Raw genomic sequence first — 23,726 nt, 5'->3', positions numbered from 1 at the left:
ATCCCTCTAGCCACAACATGCCCTCCAGCCGCAACAGACTCCACTGGCCCGAAGGAATGAGTCGGCCATAAAAAAGGCGACTGGGCCATGGGCCGCAGTCGCCTTTATCCTCGCAGTGAAGTGCTTACTGCACTTCTACCGCCAGGCTTTCACTGATCTTTTTCTGCCAGATGGCAGGACCGGTGATGTGTACGGATTCGCCCTTGCTGTCCACCGCCACGGTGACCGGCATGTCCTTGACGTCAAACTCGTAGATCGCTTCCATGCCCAGTTCGGCGAACGCGACTACGCGCGACTTCTTGATGGCTTGCGCCACCAGGTACGCCGCACCGCCCACAGCCATCAAGTACACGGCTTTGTGGTCCTTGATCGCTTCGATGGCGGTCGGGCCGCGCTCGGATTTGCCGATCATGCCCAGCAGGCCGGTCTGCTCGAGGATCTGACGGGTGAACTTGTCCATCCGCGTGGCGGTGGTCGGGCCGGCTGGGCCAACCACTTCTTCGCGCACCGGATCAACCGGGCCGACGTAGTAGATGAAGCGACCCTTGAGGTCTACCGGCAGGGTTTCGCCCTTGTTCAGCATCTCGACCATGCGCTTGTGCGCCGCGTCGCGGCCAGTGAGCATCTTGCCGTTGAGCAACACGGTTTCGCCTGGCTTCCAGCTTTGCACTTCTTCCGGGGTCAGCGTGTCGAGGTTGACGCGGCGGGCCGATGGGCCGGCTTCCCAGACGATTTCCGGGTAGGCGTCCAGCGATGGCGCTTCCAGCGACGCCGGGCCCGAACCGTCGAGCACGAAGTGTGCGTGACGGGTGGCGGCGCAGTTGGGGATCATGCACACCGGCAGCGAGGCGGCGTGGGTCGGGTAGTCCATGATTTTCACGTCGAGCACGGTGGTCAGGCCACCCAGGCCCTGGGCGCCGATGCCCAGTTGGTTGACCTTCTCGAACAGCTCCAGACGCATCTCTTCGATACGGTTCTGCGGGCCGCGCTTTTTCAGCTCGTGGATGTCGATGGACTCCATCAACACTTCCTTGGCCATCACTGCGGCTTTCTCGGCGGTGCCGCCGATGCCGATGCCCAGCATGCCCGGTGGGCACCAGCCGGCGCCCATGGTCGGAACGGTCTTGAGCACCCAGTCGACGATCGAGTCGGACGGGTTGAGCATGGCCATTTTCGACTTGTTCTCGGAACCGCCGCCCTTGGCTGCCACGTCCACTTCCACGGTGTTACCCGGGACGATGGAGTAGTGGATCACGGCCGGGGTGTTGTCCTTGGTGTTTTTACGCGCACCTGCCGGGTCGGCGAGGATCGATGCACGCAGGACGTTTTCCGGCAGGTTGTAGGCGCGACGCACGCCCTCGTTGATCATGTCGTCCAGGCCCATGGTGGCGCCATCCCAACGTACGTCCATGCCCACGCGCACGAACACGGTGACGATACCGGTGTCCTGGCAGATCGGGCGATGGCCGGTGGCGCACATGCGCGAGTTGATCAGGATCTGCGCAATGGAGTCACGGGCTGCCGGCGATTCTTCGCGCAGGTAGGCTTCGTGCATCGCCTGGATGAAGTCAACGGGGTGGTAGTAGGAAATGAATTGCAGGGCGTCGGCAACGCTCTGAATCAGGTCGTCTTGCTTGATCACGGTCATGAGTCGCGCTCCTCTATAAGGGAACATTCAATAAAGGTGGCTCAGTGGGGTACATCGGTCGGCTGAGTCCACCTTTCCAAGGCACGCCGTAGGTGCAGGCGCGACGCTAAAAAGGCGCGGCAGTATAACCCGGCGCGGTGGCCGATACACCCGACTATGGTCAAACTGTCGCAGGCATGATTCCCTGTGCGCGCCCCTTCTGATTGAGACCTTATATGCCTGAACTGCACGTCGGCGAACGCCACTGGTCGGTAGCCACCGGCAGCAACTTGCTGGATGCCCTGAATTTGGCGGGTGTGGCCGTGCCTTACAGTTGCCGGGCGGGCAGTTGCCATGCGTGCCTGGTGCGCTGCCATGGTGCGGTCGAGGACAAACAACCCGACGCCTTGAGCCCGGCGCAACGTCAGCAGGGGTGGCGTTTGGCGTGCCAATGCCAGGTTGTCGGGGACGTGCAAGTCGAAACGTTCGACCCGCTGCGTGACGGTTTGCCCGCCAAGGTAGTGGGCGTCGACTGGTTGAATGCGAGTGTGTTGCGCCTGCGCTTGCAACCGGAACGTGGCCTGCGTTATCGCGCCGGGCAGCATCTGGTGGTGTGGGCGGGACAGGTGGCGCGGCCCTATTCGCTGGCGAGCTTGCCCCAGGAAGATCCGTTCCTGGAGTTTCACCTCGATTGCCGTCAGCCCGGTGAATTCATAAATATTGCCCGCCAGTTGCAAGTGGGAGACGACCTGCGCCTGGGCGAGTTGAGGGGCGGGGCGCTGCAATACGATCCCGACTGGCATTCGCGGCCGCTATGGCTGTTGGCCGCCGGCACCGGGCTTGGGCCGTTGTGGGGCGTGCTGCGCGAGGCGTTGCGCCAGGATCATCAGGGCGCTATCCGTGTGATTCACCTGGCTCATGATGCCGACGCGCATTACCTGGCCGAGCCCCTGGCGCAGTTGGCTTTGCAGCATCCAAACGTCACCGTGGAGCTGTGGACTGCGGCTGAGTTGACCCAGGCATTGGCGCAACTGCGGCTTGTTTCGCGGCAAACTCTGGCCTTACTCTGCGGGCACCCTGTCAGCGTCGAGGCGTTTTCCAAACGCTTGTTCCTGGCCGGTCTGCCGCGCAATCAACTGCTGGCCGATGTGTTTGTGCCCCGTGGTTGAGCGCTGATTTCTACAGCCGCGAGATCCACCATGACCGACGCCATCCTGCTGCAACGCGAACGCGGGCTGCTGACCTTGCAGCTCAACCGCCCGGACAAGAAAAACGCCCTGACCCGCGCCATGTACACGCAATTGGCTCACGCGTTGGAGCAGGCCGATGCGGACCCAGACATCCGTGCCGTGCTGATTCAGGGCAGCCGTGAGTGTTTTACCGCCGGTAATGACATCGGCGATTTCCTCGAACAGCCGCCCAGCGACCTCGACAGCCCGCCGTTTCACTTTATGAAAAGCCTGCTCAATTGCCGCAAGCCAGTGATCGCCGCTGTGGCCGGCGCGGCAGTGGGCATCGGCACGACCCTGCTGCTGCACTGCGACCTGGTCTATATCAGCCGCGATGCGCGCTTGCGCATGCCATTCGTCAACCTTGGGCTGTGTCCGGAGTTTGGCTCAAGCCTGATCCTGCCGCGATTGCTCGGGCATGCCAAGGCGGCTGAGCTGTTGCTGCTGGGCGAGGGATTCACTGGTGAGCAGGCGGCCGCGTGGGGCATTGCCACGCAGGCGTTGAGCAGCGGTGAAGCGGCGCTGGCCAAGGCGCGGGAAGTGGCTGAACGCTTTGAAACCCTGGCGCCGGGGGCAGTGCAAGTCAGCAAACATTTGATGAAAAGTGTAGATCGCGAGCAGTTGCGCCAAGTGATTGAAGAGGAGGGGGCGTTGTTTACGCAGCGGTTGAAATCGCCGGAGGCGATTGCGGCGTTGTCGGCTTTTGTCACCAGGCGCTAGATTTTTGTCGATTGTTCTGACGTCTTCGCGAGCAAGCTCGCTCCCACATTCGAGCGCGTTTCTTCAGGGTGTGTGCGGTCAAATGTGGGAGCGGGCTTGCTCGCGAAGAGGCCAGTGAAGCCAACACCACCACCAGCCTCAAATGCAAAAAGCCCCGCCATTCACATGGCGGGGCTTTTGTTTTTCAGCCTGTCACTCAGACCATTGGGTCGCCAACGTGCAGGATCTTCATGCCGTTGGTGCCACCGATGGTGTGGTAGCTGTCGCCCTTGGTCAGGATGACCCAGTCGCCTTTCTCCACAACGCCGCGCTTGATCAGCTCGTCGATGGCAGCCTGGCTGACTTCATGCGGCGGCAACGAGGCCGGGTCGAACGGTACGGTGTACACGCCACGGAACATGGCCGCACGGGCCTGGGTTTCGCGGTGCGGGGAGAACGCGTAGATCGGCACCGAGGAACGGATGCGCGACATGATCAACGGCGTGTAGCCACTTTCGGTCAAGGCGATGATCGCTTTAACGCCCGGGAAGTGGTTGGCAGTGTACATGGCTGCCAGGGCGATGCTCTGGTCGCAGCTTTCGAACACTTTGCCGATGCGGTGGCTGGAGGTCTTGCTGGTCGGGTGCTTTTCGGCACCGACGCAGATCCGCGCCATGGCTTGTACGGCTTCCAACGGGTACGGGCCGGCAGCACTTTCAGCCGAGAGCATCACGGCGTCGGTGTAGTCGAGCACGGCGTTGGCTACGTCGGACACTTCGGCGCGGGTTGGCATCGGGTTCTGGATCATCGACTCCATCATCTGGGTCGCCACGATCACCGCTTTGTTATGGCGGCGGGCGTGCAGGATGATCTTTTTCTGGATGCCGATCAGCTCGGCGTCACCGATTTCCACGCCCAGGTCGCCACGCGCAACCATCACAGCGTCGGAAGCCTTGATCAGGCCGTCGAGGGTTTCGTCATCGGCAACGGCTTCGGCGCGTTCGATCTTCGCTACCAGCCAGGCAGTACCGCCGGCTTCGTCGCGCAGTTTACGGGCGTATTCCATATCGGCAGCGTCGCGCGGGAAAGACACGGCGAGGTAGTCCACTTCTATTTCGGCGGCGAGCTTGATGTCGGCCTTGTCTTTTTCAGTCAGCGCCGGCGCCGTCAGGCCACCGCCGCGACGGTTGATGCCTTTGTGGTCGGACAGCGGGCCACCGATGATCACGGTGCAGTGCAGTTCGGTCGGGGTGGCGGTGTCGACGCGCATGACCACGCGGCCATCGTCCAGCAGCAGCTCGTCACCGACGCCGCAGTCCTTGACCAGATCCGGGTAGTCGATCCCCACGACTTGCTGGTTGCCTTCGGTCAGCGAATGGCTGGTGGAGAAGGTGAACTTGTCACCGATCTTCAGCTCGATACGCTTGTTGGCGAATTTGGCGATACGGATTTTCGGGCCTTGCAGGTCACCCAGCAGCGCCACGAAGCGGCCGTGCTTGGCGGCCAGGTCACGCACCAGCTTGGCGCGAGCCTTGTGCTCGTCCGGGGTGCCGTGGGAGAAGTTCAGACGGGCAACGTCCAAACCAGCCAGAATCAGCTGTTCGAGGACTTCCGGCGAGTTACTGGCCGGGCCAAGGGTGGCGACGATTTTGGTACGACGGACGGACATGCACAGACTCCTGAGTTCAAGCGCTGGAGAAGGCTACTATGCTCTTTCGTTGTAGTCATTGTTCGTTTGCACTACTTATCGACGATTGGCTTGTTTTTGCAGCGGTTGAATAGACGAACATCCTTGAAGATTTTCGACGAGGGGTCGATACACTGCTCAAGACAGGAGAACCCCCATGCGAATTTTGCTCGTTGCTGCCCTGGCCGTCAGTGTTGTCGGCTGTACCCGCTGGTCGATGGACCACCATTTGAACAACGCTTACCGTGCCTATGGGGTGGGTGATTGCGAGCGCGTCACGCTGGAATTGTCCCAGGTTGACCGCGAGAGCCGCACCCGTCGCTACGTGCAACCGGAGGTCTCGATGTTGCGCGGCCAATGCCTGGAGCGGCAGAAATTGTTCGTGGATGCCGTCCAGACCTACCAATTCATCATCAGCCAGTACCCGACAAGTGAGTACGCCTACCGTGCGCGAGCCAGGCTCGACACCCTGCAGCAGTTGGGGCATTACCCCGGCGCCAGTGCTGCACAGACACGGCCGGCGTCGTTGTAATGATATTTGTCATGCTATAGCTGGCCCGTCGCCAGTCTTGAGCTATCCTTTGGGTGTTCGTTTGTACAAGTTTCTATTCGAACGAATGCGAGGCCCGGATTCGGCAGTTGTTTAGTGACCATAGCGACGTCTGTTGGCACACCGAGATCCAGGGAGAGCGAGCCATTGGCTCGTTCCGAATCACTGGACCGGCCAGGGCATGGCCATTGGATGGCGATCTCACATGTTTACCCACCGACGGATCGAGCGGCACCAGCTACCTTGCTTCCTGCAGGTATTCAACCGTGTTACCGATAAACCTATCGGTTTTCTGGGCAACGCGTCCGAAAGTGGGCTGATGTTGATCAGCCAGTTGCCCATGATGGTCGACGTGGATTTCGAGTTGCGTCTGAAAATTCCTGGCCCGACCGGCGAGTGCCAGGCAATTGACCTGACCGCGACCTGCTTGTGGAGCCATGAAGACATCAACCCGCAGCACTACGACTCGGGGTTCAGCGTGATCGAGGCGGGCGAAGAGTACAGCCAGCTGATCAGCGCCTTGTTGAATTACTTCAGCTTCGATCCGTTACAGGCATCCGCTTAGGCATTGAACGTGTTGGCCCGGGTTGGATCGTTAGCCCGGCCTTGGAAATGTGTTTGTGTCAGCACGCGTTTAGAACACTCCGGCTTTTTTCCAACCCAGATAACGCGTGACGAGCGCGGCCCCCAACGCTGATGGCGGCGTGTCCAGTACGGATAACCCATGGGCGCTCAACCGGTCATGGAGTTCGTTGCGTGCATTGAGGTAGTCGACCGTCCCGCAATAAGCCAATGCTTCGGGCAGGGTTTGCACCGGGGCCTGGCGCAAATCATCGAGTACTTCCTCCCGCAGGCTGGCCACCAGTACCCGATGCTGTCGGCTGATGCGCTTGACCGCTGTCAGCAGAGCTTCATCGTCCTCATCGCGCAGATTGGTGACCACGATCACCAGCGCCCGGCGTTTTTGCCGGGCCAGCAGTTGGCTGGCCGCAGCTTGATAGTCGGCCGTGCGGCGGGTGGTATTCAGGTCGTACACCGCATTGAGCAGCAGGTTCAGCTGGCCGCTGCCCTTGACCGGCGCCAGGTAACGCGGCGTGTCACTGGCAAAGGTGCTCAGCCCCACGGCATCGCCCTGACGCAGCGCGACATAACTGAGCAACAGGCAGGCGTTGAGTGCATGGTCGAAATGTGACAAATCGCCGTCCTGACTGCGCATGCGTCGACCGCAATCGAGCATGAACACAATCTGCTGGTCGCGCTCGTCCTGGTATTCACGGGCGATGGGTGTGCGTTGTCGTGCGGTGGCCTTCCAATCGATCTGGCGCAGGCTGTCACCCTCGCGAAATTCGCGCAGTTGGTGGAATTCCAGCCCCAGGCCCCTTCGCTGGCGTTGGCGCACGCCGAGTTGGCTGAGCCAGTTATCCACACCGAGCAACTGTGCGCCGTATAAGTGAGCGAAATCCGGGTAGACGCGAGTCGTATCGCTGACCTCGACAAATTGCCGTGCCGACCATAGCCCAATGGGGCTGGGCAGATGAATTTCACAGCGGCTGAAGCTGAAGTGTCCACGGCGCAAAGGCCGCAGGCGGTAGCCCAGTTCGCTGTGTTCACCGGGGCGCAGTTCAATGCTTTGGGGCAGGTTTTCCATGCTCAAGCCGTCAGGAACATGATCGAACACCTTCACTGTGATTGGTTGCGAGTGATCGTGCGTCAGGGTCAGGCGCACTTCCCCCCAGCGTCCGAGTGCCAGGCTGCCCGGCATTTGCCGTTGTACTTGCACACCGGGGCGACGCTTCAGGCGCACGGAATCCAGCAGCGCCAGCAGCAACAGCGCCAGTAACAAGCCCCAGGCTATCGAGTGCAGCGTGTCGGGCACTTTAAGCTGCAGCGCCGTTGCGGCGCCGAGCAGGATGTTCAGGCCCAGCAGCACGCTCAGCCAGCTGAGCAACAGGCGGGTCGGCTTCATGGACGAGTCACTGCCGGGGCGCCGCGATCTGGTCCAGCAGTTGCTGGAGCACTTGGTCTACCTCGAGCCCGTCGATGTCCAGTTCCGGCGCAATGCGCACCCGGTGACGCAATACAGCCAGCGCGCACCCCTTGATATCGTCAGGGGTGACGAATTCACCGCCACGCAACAAAGCGCGTGCCCGTGCCCCGCGAACCAGGGCGATGGAGGCCCGAGGGCCGGCGCCGATGGCCAGCCCAGGCCACGTGCGGGTGGCTCGCGCCAGGCGCACGGCGTAGTCGAGGACTTGCTCATCCAGCGCCAGTTCGCTCGCAACCTGCTGCAGGTGCAACACGTCCTGGGCCTGCAGCACTGTACGTAGCGGGTGCACATCGAGCATGTCTGCCCGGGACGAGCGAGTCACTTCGCGCACCATCTCCAGTTCTTGCCGAGCATCGGGGTAGTCCATGCGCACCTTGAGCATGAAACGGTCGAGTTCGGCTTCGGGCAGGGGGTAAGTACCTTCCTGTTCGATAGGGTTCTGGGTCGCCAGCACCATGAAGGGCTGACCGATAGGCAGCGCCTCGCCTTCGAGAGTGACTTGGCGCTCCTGCATGGCTTCAAGCAAGGCGGCTTGAGTCTTGGCCGGAGCGCGGTTGATTTCATCGGCCAGCAGCAAGTGAGTGAACAGCGGCCCCTTGCGCAGCTTGAACTGCTCGGTGTGCAGGTCATACACGGCGTGGCCGGTGACATCGCTGGGCATCAGGTCCGGTGTGAACTGGATACGCGCGAAATCGCCACCAAAGCAACGTGCCAGGGCACGCACCAGCAACGTCTTGCCCAGGCCGGGTACGCCTTCGAGCAGGACATGTCCGCCAGCGATCAGCGCGGTCAGTACGTCGTCGATCACCTGATCCTGGCCAATCACCGCCTTGCGCAGTTCAACGCGCAGGGCCTGTGCCTGCTGGCTGGCGTGTTGAAGGCTTTCGGCGGTAGGGGCAGTGGCTGCAGGGAGTTCGCTCATAGGGCATTCCTGAGGGTTTGCAGGCATGCCACCTGACGGCTGAAATCGGCGCTGGTGAGCCGTTTTGCCGGGAGTGGGCCTAGGGCCTGACTGATGATGTGGGAGGGTTGGCGCGTCAGGCGTTCGAGTACCTGCCACTGTTGAGCGGTGTCGAGGTGTTCAAAGCCAGGGTGACGTCGGCGGGCAGCGCGCTGAATGTCACGCTGCAGGGCGTGCAAGAGCGTGCCCTGGCCGGTGCGACGCAGCAGGAAATCGGCGCTGGCCCTCAAATGCTCCTGCAACTGCCGACGTGCCCTGGGCGCAGGCGCCTGGATCGGGCCCTGGCGCATGCCGGTCTGCCAGAGTGCCAGGGCAATCAGCGCCAGGAGTGCCACCAAGGCTTGGGGGAAATAGCGCATCAACAGGGTCAACAGGCTGTCTACGTCGCTGTTGAACAACAAGGTCACGTCAGTACCTTGGTTGAGGTACCACAGCAGCCAGGCGTTATCGTGTTGGCCGATGCCCGGGGTTTTCCACAGCTCGCTGTCGGTCACCACGGTTACGGTGCCGTGCCCGAAATTGCGTTGCATGAGGTGGCTGGATTTGGCGCTGTTGGCTGAAAACTGTGCCAGGTGTTTGGGATCGGTGAGGTTGAAGTCGGTATCGAAACTGAAGTACGCCGGGGCGGTTTCATTGTCGACGTAGAGTTTGGTCAGGTCCGGCGTTTTCTTTTTGCGCGTCGTGGCTGGTTCATCGAAGGTTTCGCTCAATGTCTGGTGGATGTTCAACCGATCAAGCAGCAGGTCGCCGCTTTTACCTGTCTCTTCATCCCACAGCGCTTCGGCGACCACCAGCAAATGGCCACCGGACTTCGCCCACTCCAGCAGTTGATCCACTTGGCGTGGGGTCATGTTGGCGCGATCACCCAACAGCAGAAGGCTGTGGCCTTTTGGCTGGAGGTGAGCGAGGTGTTCAAGGCTATTGGCATGCTCGACGCTCAGGCCTTGCTGGCGCAGAAAGTACTCGGCCGCCAGATAGGGATTCTCCCGCGCTTGGGGCGATGGGCCGCGATCAACCACTTCGTCATAAGGGACCGCTTTGTGCCAGGCATAAAATGCACCGGCCCCCAGCAGGCACGCCAGCAGTACACCTGCCCACAGTAATGGGCGGTTCATTGCCCGGCGTCCGACTTGAACAACGCACGCCAGTCGCTGCAGAGCTTTTGCTGGGCGGCGAGCGGGGGCAGCCGGTGGCCGTAGGCCAGGTTCTGCCAGTGGCGTGTCAGCTCATCACTGAACACCAGCAGCTGTGGTTGTTGTAATTGGTGAACACGCTCCAGGACCTGGCCTTCGGTGTCGGCGGTTTTCAGTGGCATGTTGTAGTCATGCAACAGGTGGCTGAGCAGGCCTCGGTACAGAAGGCTGAGGGCTTGCCGTGGTTGTGTGGGCCATAAGTGTTCGGCAGTGCTGGCGATGTCGTCGGGCAAAGTGTCTATGCCCAGTTCCAGGCCGAATAACTGCGTTGGAACGGGCTTGGTAACCCTGGGTTGACTGATTGCGCGCCGACTGACAAAAGCCTGCAACCCGTCGCGGTAGTGCCAACCGAGCAACGCGAGGCCTCCAATCAACAGGCTCCACAGGAGTATTTCCAATCCCTGGCCTAGGTGTTTGAAGGTGTTGCTGTTGAGGTGATCGAGCAGTGCCTGTAGCCATCCGGGTAATTTGCCATCACCGTGCGCGGTGCCTTTGGCCGCAGGCTGGTCTTCGCCGAAGCGATAGCGGGTGACGGTTTCCGGGTTCTTGAACGGGGGGAGGGCCAGCAGGGTCTTGATGGATTGACTCGCAGCCGGGGTGCTCAGTTGCTTTGGGCTACTGGACTCATCCGCCATGACCTGTGGGCTGGCCTGCAGCATCAGTCCGACCGCCAACAGCAGTAGCGTCGCCACGCTGCCCAGGCGCTGGCGTAAACGCCGGAATACCAGTTCCAGGTCCCAGGCCTCCAGCACGGTACGGCGGTTGAGGTATAGGCTGAAACCGCAGGCGACGTAGATAGGCTCCCAGAACACCAATATCAGCGCATAGAACGCGTTGCCCAGATGCTCCAGCCACAGCCCTTGCGAACTGGTGGCGAGCACTAGTCGTTGCCAGTCCCAATCCCGTTCAAGTTGTTCAGGAATGAAGAGGTAGAACAGCGCCATGCAGCCAAACCACAGGCCGATTTCCAGGTGCATGCCAATGATTGTCAGCCAGCGCGCAGCCCCTGCGTTGCGTTGTAACAGCACGCCGAGGCGGTGTTGACGCGCCTGGCCACCCAGGCCTTCGAGTTGGCTCACTGGCAGCACGAAACTGCGGCTCAGGCTCAGACGCCGCCAGGTCAGGCTGACCAGCAGCTGGCTTTTCAGCAGTCGCGGCCAATGACGCACGGCTTGTTTGGCGCTGGGTGTTTCACCAAACAGTGCCTTGGACAGGATGTACAACGGCAGCCGATCGAACGCCGGCTTGAGCCACCAGAACAGAAAAACAGCGGCAAAGGGAGACTCCCATAACACCACGGTGAGCAACGCAAATACCGGCAAGCTCACCAGCGCCCAACTGCTCATCAACAGCCAGCGATGCTCCCTGGCCATCAACACGCCAAGGTCCATGGCCTCCCAGGCAGTGCGGGGGCGAATTACCACGCTGGCGTCACTCAGGCGCATGGTGAACCCGCCCTGCAAGAATCAGGTAAGCGGCCACCAGCAGCCAAAGCGCGGCGCCCACCAGGTATTTGATCCAAGGTGTGATAGCGGTGGTGGAAGACCAATACGCCTCTATCAACGCAGCGATCAGCAGGAACACCATCACACCGCAGAGCATCTGCACGCTTTTGCGCGCCGCCAACCGCAGGGATTCGCTGCGAGCGAGCGGTCCCGGAGCGATCAGCGACCACCCCAGTTGCAAACCCGCAGCGCCGGCCAGGGCGATGGCGGTCAGCTCGAATGCACCGTGGCCGATGACAAACGACCAGAAGGTCTGGCCATAGCCAATTTCGGTGAGATGGCCGCAGATTGCGCCGATGATCAAGCCGTTGAAAATCAGAAAAAACACGCTGCCAAGACCAAACAGTAACCCGGCTGCAAAGGTCTGGAAGGCGATGCCGATGTTGTGCATCACGTAGTAGCCGAACATCATCCAGTTTTCGCTGGAGGCTCGCTCGGCGGCGCGCCCAAGGCGGCTGGCAGCGGGGTCGTACATGCTTTGCATCTCGGCGACCTGCTGGGCGCTGACGATGCTGTAGATCAGGTCGGGAAACAGGTAAACCAGCAGGGCTATTCCCAGCAGGCTGCCGAAAAACAACAGGCCGGCGATTAACACGAAGCGCCATTGCTCTCGTACCAGGCGCGGGAAGTCGGCCAGGACGAAGCTCAGAACCTTCGCTCCCAATTGACTGCGATGGCGATAGAGCTGCTGGTGGCCGCGCAGGGCCAATTGCTGCAGCGGATCTACCAGATAACTGCTGTAGCCACGCGCCTGTGCCAGCGCGAGGTGCTGGCACAGGCGTCGATAGTGATGGGGGAAGTCCGCCACGTCGCTGGCCTTGGCCTTGCCTTGCTCCAACTGTGTCAGTTGCGCCGCAAAGGCTTGCCACTGGGGCTGGTGACGGCTTTCGAACAGGCTCTGCTTCATGTCGGCCCCAACAAGCCACGGGCCACACCATTGAGTTGCTCTACGGCGCGTACAGGGGACACTTGCAGAGGGGCCGCGAGGATGGATGCCAGTTCATGCACCCGTTCGGTAGAGAGTTCGCCCTGGCGTTCGGCGAAGCCGAGAATGGCGCGCTGCTCGCTCAGGTCAAGGGCGAAGGGCAGGCGCAACGCAGCCGCTTGGGGTATCCGGGGGCGGGCCAGTGATTGTTCGCGGTAGATCACCAGGGTGCCGGCGGCGAGGTCGCCGAGCCGTTTGAAATGAGGGTGTTGCAGGCAACTGATGGCGCCGAGGAAGTAGCCGAAGGGCAGCATGTCGACAAAGCGCAGCAGGTTGCGGATCAGCGAGGCGGACCAGCCGACAGGCGTGCCATCGTCCTGTACGACCCGCAGGCCCATGACCTGCTTGCCTGGAGAGCAGCCTTGATTGAGCACTTCGAACAAGACCATGTACCACCAGCTGACCAGAAACAGCAGCAATGAACCCAGGCCAATACCAATATTGCCCAACAGGGCCAGCGGCACGAGCAGGATGCCCATGACCAAGCCACGCAAGCCCAGGTCGAAAGCAAAGGCCAGTACCCGCGGCGGCAGGCCTGCCGGGCGCAAGGGCAGATCTATGCCTTCAGGGGTCTCGATCTGGTAGCGGGTATCCAAAGGGTTTTTCGGCATTGCGATCCCTGGCAGTGCGAAGCGGCTAAGAGACACGGATGCTAGCAGTGTCGCCGGTGGAAGCAACCATTCAAGGTTTTGCTGGATATTTGTACAGCCAAGGTATCACTGGCCCCGGACGGCCAACAGCGCCTAGACTTTGCCGGTCTTCAGCACAGGAATAACCCGTGACCTCCATTTTCTGGTACGACTATGAAACCACCGGCATCAATCCGCGCAGCGATCGCCCGCTTCAGGTTGCCGGTATTCGTACCGACCTCGAACTCAACGAGATCGGCCCGCCGGTCAATCTTTATTGCCAGCTCAGCGACGATATCCTGCCTCATCCGGCCGCCTGCGCGATCACCGGCATCACCCCTGACATTCTGGCGGACAAAGGCCTGGCCGAAGCCGACTTCATGACCCGAGTGCATGCCGAACTGGCCGCACCGGGCACTTGCGGTGCCGGTTACAACACGTTGCGTTTTGACGATGAAATGACGCGCTACAGTTTGTATCGCAATTTTTTCGACCCTTACGCCCGTGAATGGCAGGGCGGCAACAGTCGCTGGGATTTGATCGATGTGGTGCGCACGGCCTACGCACTTCGCCCGGAAGGGATCGTCTGGCCAGAGCAGGATGGGCGCGTCACCCTCAAGCTTGAGCGTTTGACCGCCGCCAACGGAATCGATCATGGCCAGGCCCACGACGCCTTGTCGGACGTGCGAGCCACGATCGCCCTGGCGCGTCTGGTCCGCGAGAAACAGCCCAAGTTGTATGAGTGGCTGTTTCAACTGCGCAGCAAGCAGCGGGTGATGGATCAGGTACGCCTGCTGCAACCGATGGTCCATATATCCGGGCGCTTTTCCGCCGAGCGTCACTACTTGGGCGTGGTGCTGCCGCTGGCCTGGCACCCGCGCAATCGCAATGCATTGATCGTCTGTGACCTTGGGCTGGACCCGCAGGGGTTGCTGGATCTGGACGCCGATACCTTGCGCCAGCGCCTCTACACGCGCCGTGGCGACCTGGCGGAAGGCGAACTGCCAGTGCCGCTCAAGTTAGTGCATATCAACCGCTGCCCGGTCGTTGCCCCATTGAACGTGCTGCGGGCGCAGGACCGCGAGCGACTTCAATTGGATATGGACACGTGCCAGGCACGTGCACTGCGACTAACTGACGCACACGAAGTTTGGCGCGATAAGTTGGCGGCTATTTATGCCGAGGAAGATTTTGCGCCGAGTGCGGATCCCGAGCAGCAGCTCTATGACGGTTTTATTGGTGATCGCGATCGTCGTTTATGCGAACAAGTCCGGGCAGCCGAGCCTTTACATCTGGCCCATCAGCAGTGGCCATTTGATGATCATCGTTTGCCGGAATTATTATTCCGCTACCGCGCGCGTAACTTTCCTGACACCTTGAACAACGAGGAGCAACAGCGCTGGAAACTTTTCTGTCAGCAAAGGTTGTCGAGTTCGGAGTGGGGCGCGCCGACTACCCTGTTGGCATTTAAACAGGCGCGCGAGGAGTTGGCTGTTAGTGCTACATCGTTTCAGTGTCAGGTGCTGGATCAATGGCAGGAGTATGCCGACTCTTTAGCCGCCCGGCTGAACCTGTAGTCAGGCATTGGAGAATATTCGGACAATAAAAAACGCCAGCAAGCTGGCGTTTTTTATTGTGTCGCTTATCAGGCGAGAGCCCGACCAGGCTTAGCCCAGCAGGGTAGCCCAGCCTTCAACCACGTCGCCGCCCCACTTGGCTTTCCACTCTTTCAGGGTCTTGTGGTTGCCACCTTTGGTTTCAATCACTTCACCGTTGTGTGGGTTCTTGTATTGCTTGACCTTGCGAGCGCGCTTGGTGCCGGTAGTTTTCACAGCGCCGCGGGGTGCTTTAACTTTCGACTCTGGATCCAGCAGCGCGATGATGTCACGCAGGGATTTGGAGTATTCACCCATCAGGGTGCGCAGTTTGCCTTCGAATTCCAGCTCGGTTTGCAGCTTGTCGTCTTGGGACAGATTCTTCAAACGGGCTTGCAGCTCTTTGATAGCTTCTTCGGTGGCACGGTATTCGTTGATCAGAGACATGTGGACTACCTTATGTAGAGCGCGGATTGGCAGGAGAGTGGCCCAATAATAGTCAGGCACTAACCCCAAGTAAACATTTAAGGATGCATTTATGTGAATTACTTTGAATGTTTGTAGCGCTGCTACGCAATCGAGTTAATTAGTAGGTGGTAGACGTAAAGATAATCTCGTTTATTTTCCGACAATTGCCCGTGCATCACGTTGGACACGCATATAGCGTTGGTAAAACCTTACGCTATTAAGGGCTGTAGCCTGAGGGTGGGGGCAGAATAAGCCGTAAGGAATACTGCAGTTTTTCTGCGCAATCGCTAGAATGGCCGCCTTTGCGAAGTTCTGGAGTTTCCCCCTAATGCGCACTTTTCGGCTGGTGATTGCTTGCCCGGACCGGGTTGGCATCGTTGCCAAAGTCAGTAACTTTCTGGCCTCCCACAACGGCTGGATCACCGAGGCGAGCCATCACTCGGACGATCTCAGCGGTTGGTTTTTCATGCGTCACGAAATTCGTGCCGACACGCTGCCCTTTGGTCTTGAAGCTTTTCGTGAGGCGTTTGCGCCGATCGCCGAAGAGTTTTCGATGACCTGGCACATCACCGACACCGAGCAGAAAAAACGTGTCGTGCTGATGGCCAGCCGCGAGTCCCATTGCCTGGCCGACCTGCTGCACCGCTGGCACAGCGATGAGCTGGACTGCGAGATCGCTTGCGTAATCTCCAACCATGACGACCTGCGCAGCATGGTCGAATGGCATGGCATCCCGTACTACCACGTGCCGGTCAACCCGCAGGACAAGGAGCCGGCCTTTGCCGAAGTTTCCCGCCTGGTCAAGCAGCACGAAGCGGATGTGGTGGTGCTGGCGCGCTACATGCAGATTCTGCCGCCGGAACTGTGCCGTGAATACGCTGGCAAGGTGATCAACATTCACCACAGCTTCCTGCCGTCGTTTGTGGGTGCCAAGCCGTACCACCAGGCCTCCCTGCGTGGCGTGAAGCTGATTGGCGCAACGTGCCACTACGTCACCGAAGAGTTGGACGCCGGCCCGATCATCGAGCAGGACGTGGTGCGCGTCAGCCACAGCGACAGCATTGAAGACATGGTGCGTTTCGGCCGTGACGTCGAGAAGATGGTGCTGGCCCGTGGCCTGCGTTATCACTTGGAAGATCGCGTGCTCGTGCACGGCAACAAGACCGTAGTGTTCTGATACAGGTCTTGAAGAAGCACAGGCCTGGGCGTTAAATCGTCCCAGGCCTTTTTTTTGCTGCTATTGGGGATTGATCAATGAGCGATCCACTCGACAAAGCCACCTCCCAAGCCCCGGCGACGCTGGGGGAGGGGTGTTTAAGTCGATATGACCCGGATGACCTGGATGCTGAGGACGGCACCGAGTTTCCGGGTGCCGCTGAGTTGTGGGAGCGCGAACAGGCCAAATCCGAGCCTCCGGAAAAATAACGGCCCGCCGCTCTAAAAAAACGGCGGGCACTGGGCTCAGATTCGGAAACTGCCCACCAACTGTTTCAAACGAGCGGCCTGTTGTTCCAGGTCGGTGCAGGCGCGCAGGGTGGATTGCAGGTTTTCCACGCCTTCCTGGTTGAGGGTATTGATCTCGGTAATGTCCATGTTGATCGACTCCACCACCGAGGTTTGCTCCTCGGTGGCGGTGGCCACTGACTGGTTCATGCCGTCGATCTCGCCAATGCGCTGGGTCACGCTGTTCAAGCGCTCGCCGGCCAGGTTGGCGATTTCCACGCTGTCCTGGCTGTGGCGCTGGCTTTCACTCATGGTGCTGACCGAGTCGCGCGCGCCGACTTGCAGTTCCTCAATCATCTTCTGCACTTGCTGCGCCGACTCCTGAGTGCGATGGGCCAGGTTGCGCACCTCATCGGCCACGACCGCAAACCCGCGCCCGGCTTCCCCGGCACGCGCCGCTTCGATGGCGGCGTTCAGTGCCAGCAAGTTGGTTTGCTGGGAGATGCTGGTGATCACCTCCAGAATTTGCCCGATGTTCACAGTCTTGCTGTTCAGCGCTTCTATATTGCTGCTCGAAGCACTGATCATCGCTGACAGTTGGGTCATTGCCTTGATATTGCGATCCACCACCTGTTGGCCGTCTTCGGCCAAGTGCCGCGCATCGCTGGCCTGGCTGGAGGCTTGTGCGGCGTTGCGCGCGATTTCCTGGGCGGCGGCGCCCAGTTCGTTGATGGCGGCGGCGACGCTGTTGGTGCGGTTGGCCTGCTCGTCGGAGTTGACCATCGAGGAATTGGAGGCACTGACCACGCGCAAAGCCACTTCGTTGACCTGTTCGGTGGCTGAGGACACTTCGCGGATCGAGGTATGAATCCGCTCCACGAAGCGGTTGAAGGCAATGCCCAGCGTGCCGAACTCATCGTTGTTCTGGATGGTCAGGCGGCGAGTCAAGTCGCCCTCGCCATCGGCGATGTCCTGCATCGCGCGGGTCATTACGTGCAGGGGTTGCAACAGCACGCGGATGAGCATGCCCAGCAGCGCAATGATGATCACCACCGCGATGATCGTGGCGATGATCGCCGAATTGCGGAACTCGCTGAGCATGGCGAACGACTTGTCTTTATCCACCGAAATGCCCAGGTACCAGTTCACCGAGGGCAGGCCCTTGATCGGTGTAAAGGTCACGATGTTGTCTTTACCGTTGGCTTGAACTTCACTGAAGTCAGTACTGATCTTCGGCGTGTGATTGGGGTACATGTCGGCCAGGGTCTTCATCACCAGGTTTTTGTCCGGGTGCACGAGCACTTTGCCATCGGCACTGACCAGGAACGCATAACCCATGCCGCCGAAGTTCAGCGCGCCAATGTTATCCACCAGCGTTTGCAGGCTTAGGTCGCCGCCAACCACGCCGATGCTCTGGCCAGTTGTGGTGGTGCTGGGGGTGGCGACCGAAATGATCAGTTTCCCGGTGGCGGCATCAATGTAGGGTTCAGTCAGGGTTGAACCATTGCTGGACTGGGCGCCCTTGTACCAAGGGCGCACCCTTGGGTCGAAGCCATCGGGCATCTTGGTGTCGGGGCGGATGGTGAAGGCGCCTTTGCTGTCGCCCACGTAGGTGGCCATGAACGAGGACGTCAGGGCTTTCTGTTCCAGCAGGCCGGCGACCACGGCGGGCTCGGGGTTGATGGCGATGTTCTGTGCTGCGTTTTCCACCAGCGCTATGCGTCCGGTGAGCCAGGTTTGAATATTGCTGGCGGTGACGTCGCCCATTTCATGCAGGTAATTATTGAGGTCGTCGCGAATCGCGTTGCGTTGCAGGTAGTCGTTGTAGAGGGTAAACAATGCGAAGGCGGCGATGACGATAAGGGCGGCTGCAAGCAGGATTTTGTGGCTGAAGCGCAGGTTTTTATTCATGGCTTGAAGGGTCCGCTAAGGTCTTGGTATCCGAAGCGCGTCCTCATGGGATGCGCAAAATGGCAGCGTCAAAAAAGGTGTGGTACTTCTGGTGATGGCTCTGTGAGTCCCTGTAGGAGCCATCCGACCTGTTTTTAGACTTTGTGGGTCTTACAATTATCTGTATCGACCTTGCGGCACTAAAGATTAACCAAAGGTGACGAAATGCCTGACTCCTCGCAACTCCTTATTGGCGCCGGCCCGGACGGCCAGCCCATCGCCCAGGCCATGCGCCTGGCCAACCGTCACGGCCTGATTGCCGGCGCCACGGGCACAGGCAAGACCGTGACCTTGCAGCGCCTGGCGGAAGCGTTCAGTGATGCGGGTGTGGCCGTGTTCGCCGCTGATATCAAAGGCGATCTGTGCGGTCTGGGGGCTGCCGCGAACCCTCAAGGTAAAGTGGCTGAGCGCATCGCGGGCATGCCCTTCCTTAATTACACGGCGAAGGCTTATCCGGTAACGCTGTGGGATATCCACGGGCAGTCGGGTCATCCGCTTCGCACGACCATCAGCGAAATGGGACCTTTATTGCTCGGCAGCCTGTTGGAACTCACCGACAGCCAGCAGTCGGCACTCTATGCCACCTTCAAAGTGGCGGACCGCGAAGGCCTGCTGCTGCTCGACCTCAAAGACCTCAAGGCGTTGCTCAACCATCTGCGCTATCACCCGCAACTGCTGGGTGACGATGCCGCGCTGATGACCACCGGCTCCAGCCAGGCGCTGTTGCGGCGCTTGGCGGTGCTTGAACAACAGGGCGCTGAAGCCTTGTTTGGTGAGCCGGCCCTGCAGCTTGAAGATATTTTGCAGCCGGCCAGCGACGGCCGCGGGCGAATCCATCTGCTCGACGCCAGCCGGCTGGTGCACGAGGCGCCCAAGGTGTATGCGACTTTCCTGCTGTGGCTGCTGGCCGAACTGTTCGAGCAGTTGCCGGAGCGCGGGGATGCCGACAAACCGTTGCTCGCGCTGTTTTTCGATGAGGCGCATTTGTTGTTTGCCGACACGCCCAAGGCTCTGCAGGACCGACTGGAGCAAGTGGTGCGCCTGATCCGCTCCAAGGGTGTCGGTGTGTACTTTGTCACGCAATCCCCCGCTGATTTGCCTGACACGGTCCTGGCGCAACTTGGTTTGCGTATTCAGCACGGCTTGCGGGCGTTCACCACGAAAGAGCAGAAATCCCTGCGCGCGGTAGCGGATGGCTTTCGGGCCAACCCGGCGTTCGACACCTTGTCGGTGCTCACAGAGCTGGGCACCGGTGAGGCACTGGTGGGCACCTTGCAGGAAAAGGGCACGCCGGAAGTGGTCCAACGCGTGCTGGTAGCGCCGCCGCAATCGCGCATCGGGCCGCTCAGCGAAGCCGAACGCGCCGCGCTGATTGCCAACTCGCCGTTGCTGGGGCGCTATGACAAGCCGATTGATCGAGAGTCGGCCTATGAAGTGTTGATGGCGCGCAAGGAGCTCGGGCCGACTGAGGCAGCCACGCCTGCTGCCGAAGAACCGAGCTTTACCGACAAGGCCGGGGCGTTTTTGGGCACCACGGCCGGCAAGGCACTCAAGTCAGCCATGCAGCAGGCCGCCAATCAGATGGGCCGGCAGTTGGTGCGGGGTTTGTTGGGCTCGTTGCTGGGCGGCAGCAAGCGTAAGTAGCTATTCAGATTTGGGCTTGGCGTGCGCGGCCAATCGCTCCAGTGCTGCGCGCAAGCCCGGATCGCTGATCCCGTCGGCCGTTGCCTGAATGGTTTCGGCCGCATTTATCGACAGGTTGATGGTGTGCCCCACCGCGCCTTGCTGCACGGTCGGCGGCTGCACCTTGAACTGGATACGGGTCAAACTGGCAAATTCATCAAAGGCCATCAATTGTCGCTGCAGGCGTTTTTGCTGATAGCGCAAACGGGTCGCCCAATGACCGTCGGTGACAATTAACAGCAAATTTCCTTCGCGCCAGGACGCCACATGGCAATGTTCACGTGCGGCAGGTTGTAGCTGGCTTTCGACCAGGCGTTGCAAATGGCCCAAGCGTTGCGCATGGCCGAAGATGGCTTTCAACGGCTTGGCTTCGCGGAGCAACACGCTGGGCGCGCGGGCTGTAAGAGGGCGAAATGCCATGTTTAGACACCTTAAGTAACAGAGCCGCCATCTTAGCAGAAAGCGCCTGTGTGCCCCCCAGCCAATGCGTCACGCAGCGCTTTGCTCGTAAAATCAATAGGTAACTTCTGCGCCTGATGGGTTGAAGTTCCAGCAAAAGCCCTTATTTTAAACAGGCCCTCTCACAGCGCCATGCCAGCATCGGGGAATAACGCCACTTTCCTCACCCACGATTCCGGGTAGAATGCGCGTTCGCATGCGGCCGTGAGGGCTGCTCGGGCCACTCACGGTGCGCCCTCCATCCCTATGTGTGGAAGAACCTGCCGATATGTTTGCGCCTTTGTTAAAGAAACTTTTTGGAAGCAAGAATGAGCGCGAAGTTAAACGCATGCTCAAGACGGTGCAGCTGGTCAATGCTTTCGAAGAGCAGATGGTTGCCCTTTCGGACGAGCAATTGCGCGCCAAGACCCAAGAGTTCAAGGCCCGCATAGCCAAAGGTGAAACCCTCGACAAGCTGCTTCCCGAAGCCTTTGCGGTCGCCCGTGAAGCCGGTAAGCGTGTCATGGGCATGCGCCACTTCGACGTGCAGTTGATCGGCGGCATGACCTTGCATGAAGGCATGATTGCCGAAATGCGCACTGGTGAAGGCAAGACCCTGGTGGCAACCCTGGGTGTTTACCTCAACGCACTGTCCGGCAAGGGCGTGCACGTTGTGACGGTGAACGACTACCTGGCTCGCCGGGACGCCAACTGGATGCGCCCGCTGTATGAATTCCTCGGCCTGACCGTTGGCGTGGTAACGCCGTTCCAGCCGCCGGAAGAGAAGCGCGCCGCGTACGCGGCCGACATCACCTACGGCACCAACAACGAATTCGGTTTCGATTACCTGCGCGACAACATGGCGTTCAGCATGGAAGAAAAATTCCAGCGCGAACTCAATTTTGCCGTGATCGACGAAGTCGACTCCATCCTCATCGACGAAGCCCGTACCCCGCTGATCATCTCCGGCCAGGCCGAAGACAGCTCGCGCCTGTACACCGAGATCAACAAGTTGATCCCGCGTCTGGAGCAGCACATCGAGGAAGTGGAAGGCGTGGTGACCAAAGAAGGTCACTTCTCCATCGACGAGAAGACCCGTCAGGTCGAGCTCAACGAAGCCGGTCACCAGTTCGTCGAAGAGATGCTGACCCAGATCGGCGAGCTGGCTGAAGGCGAAAGCCTGTACTCGGCCCACAACCTGGGCCTGTTGACCCACGTGTATGCCGGCCTGCGCGCCCACAAGCTGTTCCATCGCAACGTCGAATACATCGTCCAGGACGGCCAGGTCGTACTGGTTGACGAACACACCGGCCGTACCATGCCGGGTCGTCGTCTGTCCGAAGGCCTGCACCAGGCCATCGAAGCCAAGGAAGGGCTCAACATCCAGGCTGAAAGCCAGACGTTGGCCTCCACGACCTTCCAGAACTACTTCCGTCTGTACAACAAACTGTCCGGCATGACCGGTACGGCCGACACCGAAGCGTTCGAGTTCCACCAGATCTACAACCTGGCCGTGATGGTGATTCCACCGAACAAGCCGCTGGCGCGTAAAGACTACAACGACCTGGTGTTCCTGACGGCCGAAGAGAAATACGCGGCAATCATCAACGACATCAAGGACGGCATGGCCCAGGGTCGTCCGATCCTGGTGGGTACTGCCACCATCGAGACTTCCGAGCACGTGTCCAACCTGCTCAACAAGGAAGGCATCGAGCACAAAGTCCTCAACGCCAAGTTCCACGAAAAAGAAGCCGAGATCATCGCCCAGGCCGGTCGCCCAGGCGCACTGACCATTGCCACCAACATGGCCGGTCGTGGTACCGACATCCTGTTGGGCGGTAACTGGGAAGTGGAAGTCGCGGCGCTCGAAAACCCGAGCCCTGAGCAGATCGCTCAGATCAAGGCCGACTGGCAGAAACGTCACCAGGCCGTGCTGGAATCCGGCGGCCTGCAGGTGATTGCCTCCGAGCGTCACGAATCGCGCCGTATCGACAACCAGCTGCGTGGTCGTGCCGGTCGTCAGGGTGACGCCGGTTCTAGCCGTTTCTATCTGTCGCTGGAAGACAGCCTGATGCGCATCTTCGCCTCCGATCGGGTGAAGAACTTCATGAAGGCCCTGGGCATGCAGTCCGGTGAAGCGATCGAGCACCGCATGGTGACCAACGCCATCGAGAAGGCTCAGCGCAAGGTAGAAGGCCGTAACTTCGACATTCGTAAGCAACTGCTCGAGTTCGATGACGTCAACAACGAACAGCGTAAAGTGATTTATCACATGCGTAACACGTTGCTGGCCGCCGACAACATTGGCGAGACCATTGCCGATTTCCGTCAGGACGTGCTCAACGCCACTGTCAGCGCGCATATCCCGCCACAGTCCCTGCCTGAGCAGTGGGATGTTGCCGGTCTGGAAGCGGCGTTGAAGAGCGATTTCGGTGTGGACCTGCCGGTTCAGCAGTGGCTGGACGAAGACGATCACCTGTACGAAGAAACCCTGCGCGAGAAGCTGATGACCGAGCTGCTGGCCGCGTACAACGAGAAAGAAGAGCAGGCGAGTGCCGAAGCGCTGCGCACCTTCGAGAAACAAATCGTACTGCGTGTGCTGGACGACCTGTGGAAAGACCACCTGTCGACCATGGACCACTTGCGTCACGGTATCCACTTGCGTGGTTACGCCCAGAAGAACCCGAAGCAAGAGTACAAGCGCGAGTCGTTCACGCTGTTCTCCGAGCTGCTGGATTCGATCAAGCGCGATTCGATTCGCGTGCTGTCCCACGTTCAGGTGCGTCGCGAAGACCCGATCGAGGAAGAAGCTCGCCTGCGCCAGGAAGCCGAAGCATTGGCTGCGCGCATGCAGTTCCAGCACGACGAAGCACCGGGTCTGGAAGCGCCTGAGGTGTTGGGCGAAGAGGTCGATGTGGCCTTGGCGCAAACTCCGGTTCGCAATGATCAGAAGCTGGGCCGCAACGAACTGTGCTGGTGTGGTTCGGGCAAGAAGTTCAAACACTGCCACGGCGAAATCAACTAAGATTTTTGCCTG

20 protein-coding genes and 1 pseudogene are annotated in these 23,726 nt (G+C 60.0%); 9 read left to right on the top strand and 12 right to left on the bottom strand.

The genetic code is table 11. The features are described from left to right. Positions 1-124: 124 nt before the first annotated feature. A complete protein-coding gene (locus ABWL43_RS23440; RefSeq protein ID WP_005790979.1) occupies positions 125-1,648 on the bottom strand; it encodes a fumarate hydratase in 1,524 nt (507 codons plus the stop codon). Between the two features lie 215 nt (positions 1,649-1,863). On the opposite strand from ABWL43_RS23440, the gene ABWL43_RS23435 reads away from it, so the two are divergent. Together ABWL43_RS23435 and ABWL43_RS23430 are read left to right on the top strand one after the other, a co-directional pair. After that, a complete protein-coding gene (locus ABWL43_RS23435) occupies positions 1,864-2,796 on the top strand; it encodes an iron-sulfur-binding ferredoxin reductase (protein WP_404484665.1) in 933 nt (310 codons plus the stop codon). A 30-nt stretch (positions 2,797-2,826) separates the two neighbouring features. Continuing rightward, on the top strand, positions 2,827-3,576 hold the full coding sequence (locus ABWL43_RS23430; RefSeq protein ID WP_145165396.1) for an enoyl-CoA hydratase-related protein: 750 nt from the start codon (positions 2,827-2,829) through the stop codon (positions 3,574-3,576). 196 nt (positions 3,577-3,772) lie between these two features. Here the strand turns inward: ABWL43_RS23430 and pyk are convergent, their stop codons facing one another. Further along, positions 3,773-5,224, bottom strand: coding sequence for a pyruvate kinase (pyk, locus tag ABWL43_RS23425; protein WP_404484662.1), 1,452 nt, complete (start codon positions 5,222-5,224; stop codon positions 3,773-3,775). A 175-nt stretch (positions 5,225-5,399) separates the two neighbouring features. Here pyk and ABWL43_RS23420 point away from each other — a divergent pair, with 175 nt between their 5' ends. Further along, positions 5,400-5,774 carry a tol-pal system YbgF family protein gene (locus ABWL43_RS23420; protein ID WP_106578362.1) on the top strand — a complete coding sequence of 125 codons (375 nt, stop codon included), beginning with the start codon at positions 5,400-5,402 and terminating at the stop codon, positions 5,772-5,774. A gap of 223 nt (positions 5,775-5,997) precedes the next feature. Continuing rightward, positions 5,998-6,357 carry a PilZ domain-containing protein gene (locus tag ABWL43_RS23415; protein WP_145165394.1) on the top strand — a complete coding sequence of 120 codons (360 nt, stop codon included), beginning with the start codon at positions 5,998-6,000 and terminating at the stop codon, positions 6,355-6,357. 69 nt (positions 6,358-6,426) lie between these two features. Here ABWL43_RS23415 and ABWL43_RS23410 read toward each other — a convergent pair whose 3' ends face one another. The 6 genes from ABWL43_RS23410 to ABWL43_RS23385 are packed head-to-tail and all read right to left on the bottom strand — an operon-like array spanning position 6,427 to position 13,094. Further along, positions 6,427-7,758, bottom strand: coding sequence for a DUF58 domain-containing protein (locus ABWL43_RS23410; protein ID WP_404484658.1), 1,332 nt, complete (start codon positions 7,756-7,758; stop codon positions 6,427-6,429). A gap of 7 nt (positions 7,759-7,765) precedes the next feature. After that, positions 7,766-8,761 carry a MoxR family ATPase gene (locus ABWL43_RS23405; protein ID WP_242199955.1) on the bottom strand — a complete coding sequence of 332 codons (996 nt, stop codon included), beginning with the start codon at positions 8,759-8,761 and terminating at the stop codon, positions 7,766-7,768. Then, complete coding sequence (locus ABWL43_RS23400; protein WP_404484655.1) at positions 8,758-9,915, bottom strand: DUF4350 domain-containing protein; 1,158 nt, start codon at positions 9,913-9,915, stop codon at positions 8,758-8,760. The genes ABWL43_RS23405 and ABWL43_RS23400 overlap by 4 nt, the downstream gene beginning before the upstream one ends. Continuing rightward, positions 9,912-11,438, bottom strand: a complete 1,527-nt coding sequence (locus ABWL43_RS23395) for a DUF4129 domain-containing protein (protein WP_404484652.1) — start codon at positions 11,436-11,438, stop codon at positions 9,912-9,914. The genes ABWL43_RS23400 and ABWL43_RS23395 overlap by 4 nt, the downstream gene beginning before the upstream one ends. Continuing rightward, entirely contained in the window at positions 11,425-12,405 is a 981-nt protein-coding gene (locus ABWL43_RS23390) for a stage II sporulation protein M (protein WP_404484650.1), read from the bottom strand. Before ABWL43_RS23390 ends, ABWL43_RS23395 begins: the two co-directional genes overlap by 14 nt. Continuing rightward, on the bottom strand, positions 12,402-13,094 hold the full coding sequence (locus ABWL43_RS23385) for an RDD family protein (RefSeq protein ID WP_262209790.1): 693 nt from the start codon (positions 13,092-13,094) through the stop codon (positions 12,402-12,404). The genes ABWL43_RS23390 and ABWL43_RS23385 overlap by 4 nt, the downstream gene beginning before the upstream one ends. A 167-nt stretch (positions 13,095-13,261) precedes the next feature. Between ABWL43_RS23385 and sbcB the strand changes: the two genes are divergently transcribed. Then, the gene (gene sbcB / locus ABWL43_RS23380; RefSeq protein WP_369302094.1) at positions 13,262-14,689 is read left to right on the top strand and encodes an exodeoxyribonuclease I; all 1,428 of its coding nucleotides are present in this window, start codon (positions 13,262-13,264) and stop codon (positions 14,687-14,689) included. 90 nt (positions 14,690-14,779) lie between these two features. On the opposite strand, the gene mvaT is transcribed toward sbcB, so the two are convergent. After that, positions 14,780-15,154 (bottom strand): histone-like nucleoid-structuring protein MvaT, encoded by a 375-nt coding sequence (gene mvaT, locus ABWL43_RS23375; protein ID WP_005790963.1) that lies wholly within the window; start codon positions 15,152-15,154, stop codon positions 14,780-14,782. Positions 15,155-15,503: 349 nt separating this feature from the next. Between mvaT and purU the strand changes: the two genes are divergently transcribed. Both purU and ABWL43_RS23365 read left to right on the top strand, forming a co-directional pair. Then, a complete protein-coding gene (gene purU / locus ABWL43_RS23370) occupies positions 15,504-16,352 on the top strand; it encodes a formyltetrahydrofolate deformylase (RefSeq protein ID WP_005790961.1) in 849 nt (282 codons plus the stop codon). Between the two features lie 77 nt (positions 16,353-16,429). Next, a complete protein-coding gene (locus tag ABWL43_RS23365; protein WP_242199966.1) occupies positions 16,430-16,600 on the top strand; it encodes a hypothetical protein in 171 nt (56 codons plus the stop codon). A 36-nt stretch (positions 16,601-16,636) separates the two neighbouring features. Here the strand turns inward: ABWL43_RS23365 and ABWL43_RS23360 are convergent, their stop codons facing one another. Further along, a complete protein-coding gene (locus tag ABWL43_RS23360) occupies positions 16,637-17,401 on the bottom strand; it encodes a methyl-accepting chemotaxis protein (protein ID WP_370004806.1) in 765 nt (254 codons plus the stop codon). Positions 17,402-17,494: 93 nt separating this feature from the next. Further along, positions 17,495-18,529, bottom strand: a pseudogene (locus ABWL43_RS23355) (cache domain-containing protein); the annotation flags it as partial. A 204-nt stretch (positions 18,530-18,733) separates the two neighbouring features. Between ABWL43_RS23355 and ABWL43_RS23350 the strand changes: the two are divergent. After that, entirely contained in the window at positions 18,734-20,212 is a 1,479-nt protein-coding gene (locus ABWL43_RS23350; RefSeq protein ID WP_404484644.1) for a helicase HerA-like domain-containing protein, read from the top strand. Here the strand turns inward: ABWL43_RS23350 and ABWL43_RS23345 are convergent, their stop codons facing one another. Continuing rightward, on the bottom strand, positions 20,213-20,671 hold the full coding sequence (locus ABWL43_RS23345) for a DUF721 domain-containing protein (RefSeq protein WP_145165373.1): 459 nt from the start codon (positions 20,669-20,671) through the stop codon (positions 20,213-20,215). It lies immediately after the preceding gene. Between the two features lie 307 nt (positions 20,672-20,978). On the opposite strand from ABWL43_RS23345, the gene secA reads away from it, so the two are divergent. Continuing rightward, positions 20,979-23,714 carry a preprotein translocase subunit SecA gene (secA, locus tag ABWL43_RS23340; protein ID WP_106578375.1) on the top strand — a complete coding sequence of 912 codons (2,736 nt, stop codon included), beginning with the start codon at positions 20,979-20,981 and terminating at the stop codon, positions 23,712-23,714. Positions 23,715-23,726: the final 12 nt, after the last annotated feature.

It is taken from the genome of Pseudomonas sp. HT11 (assembly GCF_044875395.1).
GTDB lineage: Bacteria > Pseudomonadota > Gammaproteobacteria > Pseudomonadales > Pseudomonadaceae > Aquipseudomonas.
Note: the sequence above shows the minus strand (reverse complement) of the source record. Positions and strands in the feature narration are given on the sequence as shown.

Excerpts from the sequence above, each read along its gene's own strand:
- ABWL43_RS23410 (WP_404484658.1), bottom strand. The coding sequence starts at position 7,758 with ATGAAGCCGACCCGCCTGTTGCTCAGCTGGCTGAGCGTGCTGCTGGGC.
- purU (WP_005790961.1), top strand. The coding sequence starts at position 15,504 with ATGCGCACTTTTCGGCTGGTGATTGCTTGCCCGGACCGGGTTGGCATC.
- ABWL43_RS23415 (WP_145165394.1), top strand. The coding sequence starts at position 5,998 with ATGTTTACCCACCGACGGATCGAGCGGCACCAGCTACCTTGCTTCCTG.
- ABWL43_RS23420 (WP_106578362.1), top strand. The coding sequence starts at position 5,400 with ATGCGAATTTTGCTCGTTGCTGCCCTGGCCGTCAGTGTTGTCGGCTGT.
- ABWL43_RS23365 (WP_242199966.1), top strand. The coding sequence starts at position 16,430 with ATGAGCGATCCACTCGACAAAGCCACCTCCCAAGCCCCGGCGACGCTG.
- ABWL43_RS23440 (WP_005790979.1), bottom strand. The coding sequence starts at position 1,648 with ATGACCGTGATCAAGCAAGACGACCTGATTCAGAGCGTTGCCGACGCC.
- pyk (WP_404484662.1), bottom strand. The coding sequence starts at position 5,224 with ATGTCCGTCCGTCGTACCAAAATCGTCGCCACCCTTGGCCCGGCCAGT.
- ABWL43_RS23400 (WP_404484655.1), bottom strand. The coding sequence starts at position 9,915 with ATGAACCGCCCATTACTGTGGGCAGGTGTACTGCTGGCGTGCCTGCTG.
- ABWL43_RS23350 (WP_404484644.1), top strand. The coding sequence starts at position 18,734 with ATGCCTGACTCCTCGCAACTCCTTATTGGCGCCGGCCCGGACGGCCAG.
- ABWL43_RS23385 (WP_262209790.1), bottom strand. The coding sequence starts at position 13,094 with ATGCCGAAAAACCCTTTGGATACCCGCTACCAGATCGAGACCCCTGAA.
- ABWL43_RS23430 (WP_145165396.1), top strand. The coding sequence starts at position 2,827 with ATGACCGACGCCATCCTGCTGCAACGCGAACGCGGGCTGCTGACCTTG.
- ABWL43_RS23360 (WP_370004806.1), bottom strand. The coding sequence starts at position 17,401 with ATGGTCAACTCCGACGAGCAGGCCAACCGCACCAACAGCGTCGCCGCC.
- ABWL43_RS23405 (WP_242199955.1), bottom strand. The coding sequence starts at position 8,761 with ATGAGCGAACTCCCTGCAGCCACTGCCCCTACCGCCGAAAGCCTTCAA.
- ABWL43_RS23395 (WP_404484652.1), bottom strand. The coding sequence starts at position 11,438 with ATGCGCCTGAGTGACGCCAGCGTGGTAATTCGCCCCCGCACTGCCTGG.
- ABWL43_RS23435 (WP_404484665.1), top strand. The coding sequence starts at position 1,864 with ATGCCTGAACTGCACGTCGGCGAACGCCACTGGTCGGTAGCCACCGGC.
- secA (WP_106578375.1), top strand. The coding sequence starts at position 20,979 with ATGTTTGCGCCTTTGTTAAAGAAACTTTTTGGAAGCAAGAATGAGCGC.
- ABWL43_RS23390 (WP_404484650.1), bottom strand. The coding sequence starts at position 12,405 with ATGAAGCAGAGCCTGTTCGAAAGCCGTCACCAGCCCCAGTGGCAAGCC.
- mvaT (WP_005790963.1), bottom strand. The coding sequence starts at position 15,154 with ATGTCTCTGATCAACGAATACCGTGCCACCGAAGAAGCTATCAAAGAG.
- ABWL43_RS23345 (WP_145165373.1), bottom strand. The coding sequence starts at position 20,671 with ATGGCATTTCGCCCTCTTACAGCCCGCGCGCCCAGCGTGTTGCTCCGC.